The sequence below is a fragment of the Bullifex sp. genome (genome assembly GCF_034103065.1).
Lineage (GTDB): Bacteria > Spirochaetota > Spirochaetia > Sphaerochaetales > Sphaerochaetaceae > Bullifex.
The window spans coordinates 1-2147 of record NZ_JAXEGN010000127.1 but is presented as its reverse complement, the minus strand read 5'-3'; the positions used below and the strand labels follow the sequence as shown (position 1 = coordinate 2147).

The window sequence follows — 2147 nt, the reverse complement described above, 5'->3', positions numbered from 1 at the left end:
GTATTTTTGGAAGCTTCTTAAGAGTAAATAGTCTTCACCACCAAGGTGTTAAAACGCTTGGCAAGGGATTAATTGCTTCAGGCTATAGCGATGATGGATTAATTGAAGCTCTTGAGAAGGATAATATTATTGCTATCCAATGTCATCCAGAAGCTTTAAAAGAAAAGAATTTTACATATCTTAAGTTATTTAAATATTTTATTGATAAATGTAAAATGCTTACATGAAAAAATTAATTATTTTATTGTTATTACTATTTGCTACATTGACTCCTATTTTTTCTTCTCAATTGGTTACCAATGTAGCACTTAGTAGTGGTAAAGACACACTTAATGATAATACGTTTTTTGGTTCAGCAGCTCTTTGTTATGCAAAAGAAAAACGACAACATTTTATTGCTGCAGAACTAAATGAACATGAAACAACATTTACTTTTTTTTCTAGATGGAAGATTGGAAAGCAGACAGATACTAGAATAACGCACTACGAAAATCTTCGCTTTAAAGAATCTAGGGATATGTTCTCAATCCTTTCCTTTGGAAATGCATATTATTACTACGGTATTTCATCAACATATTCTTTAGGCTCAGCTATATCCTTTTCATTTGAAAATAAAGGGCCTATTAGATTAGGAACAAATCTAATGGCAGGTGCATACACAAAAGCAAGTATTATAAACTATATTAATAATCCAGTAGTTAGTATTGCACCTTTTGCTTTAATTAATGTTTACCTTGATTTCTATAACCGTTTTTATTTCCAAACTGAAATATCTACAGGATCTTTATTCTATCTGCCAACTAATTTTGCATATGATTTAACATTTCTACTTGATGCATCAATAAATGATAAGCTTTCAATTGGCTGTAGTATTACAACGGGACTTGCAGATTTTATTACTGAAACAACATTTTCAAATCGCTATGCTTATTCAATATTCGTAAACTGGGGAGCTAACCTATGAGAAAAATATTATTACTAATAATTTGCATTATTTTACTTATTTCTTGCGATAACATAGTTCCAATTGCAAATATTGATCCTTATAAAAACTCAAGTATTAATTACTTTAGTTCTGATTTAACAACAATTGATAAAGATTCTTTTACAGCCTTACTTATATCAGATACTCATTTTGGAAAGAATAAGGCAGGAACTTACTTTAAAACAACTGAGTTTGAAAAATATATAAAGGACAATAATATAATAAACGATATCGATATAGTAATTAACCTTGGTGATGTCTCTGATAATAGCCAACAAGAACAATTTAATAGCTATAAAGAATGGATTTATGGATTATTTGAATCTAAAAATATTCCGGTTATTAATGTTATTGGTAACCATGATAATAGGAATGGTGGTGTCAATCGCTTTTTAACAACTGTTTCAACAACAAAGTCTACATACTACTGTTTTACTTTATCTGATATTCACTTTTATGTTGTTGATTCTTCATTTAGAACCTTGGGTAGACAACAATTAAATAACCTTATGACTACATTAACTAATGATAGTAATTCAAAGAAAATAGTATTAACCCATATCCCTTTATATGGTTCTGTTACCAATTACTATGCATCATTTGCTGATGAAAAGGAGAGGAATTATTTATTATCAAACTTCTCAAAATATGGAGTTGATTTACTTTTAACTGGTCATAAGCACGTACCTGAATCTTATAAGGCTTATACAGATTCTTTTTCTGAAATTGTTGTAAATGGTTTTCATGGAGAAGATCTACGCAATGGAAAGCCTTCATTTTATATTTGTAAATATGACAAAGCTAGTTCAGTGTTTAATATAAAATGTTTTTCATGCGATAAAGACAGTACAGAATTTAAGCTTGTTAGCGAACATAGCTATACATTAAAGTAGAATCAAAAAATACTGCTTGATCTTTCTCAAGCAGTATTTTTTACTAAGTCGCTAAATATATTATTTAATGCTATCAATAAGCTTTTTAAAGCCTTCTTCAATTCTCTGTCTATCAGCAGGAGTTCCCTTACCTCTAAACTCAATTGCATCAACAACTTCAAGCTTCATCTTTTCTGCATAGCTATTAAACTCTTTAGCAGCACCACCAGACCAAAGAGATGAACCAAAGTACAATACCTTTCTACCTTTAACAGCTTTTCTGTTAAGAA

3 protein-coding genes and 1 pseudogene are annotated in these 2147 nt (G+C 29.7%); 3 read left to right on the top strand and 1 reads right to left on the bottom strand.

Going from position 1 to position 2147, the window contains the following annotated elements; all coding sequences use genetic code 11:
- The 3 genes from SOY52_RS05070 to SOY52_RS05060 form a co-directional block, all read left to right on the top strand.
- The coding region (locus SOY52_RS05070; protein ID WP_320847891.1) for a gamma-glutamyl-gamma-aminobutyrate hydrolase family protein at window positions 1-227 on the top strand (227 nt) is incomplete at its 5' end.
- Window positions 224-964 carry a hypothetical protein gene (locus SOY52_RS05065; protein ID WP_320847890.1) on the top strand — a complete coding sequence of 247 codons (741 nt, stop codon included), beginning with the start codon at window positions 224-226 and terminating at the stop codon, window positions 962-964. The genes SOY52_RS05070 and SOY52_RS05065, both read left to right, overlap by 4 nt.
- Complete coding sequence (locus SOY52_RS05060) at window positions 961-1878, top strand: metallophosphoesterase (RefSeq protein ID WP_320847889.1); 918 nt, start codon at window positions 961-963, stop codon at window positions 1876-1878. The genes SOY52_RS05065 and SOY52_RS05060 overlap by 4 nt, the downstream gene beginning before the upstream one ends.
- Window positions 1879-1938: 60 nt before the next feature.
- On the opposite strand, the pseudogene SOY52_RS05055 reads toward SOY52_RS05060, so the two are convergent.
- Window positions 1939-2147: pseudogene (locus SOY52_RS05055) on the bottom strand (FprA family A-type flavoprotein); the annotation flags it as partial.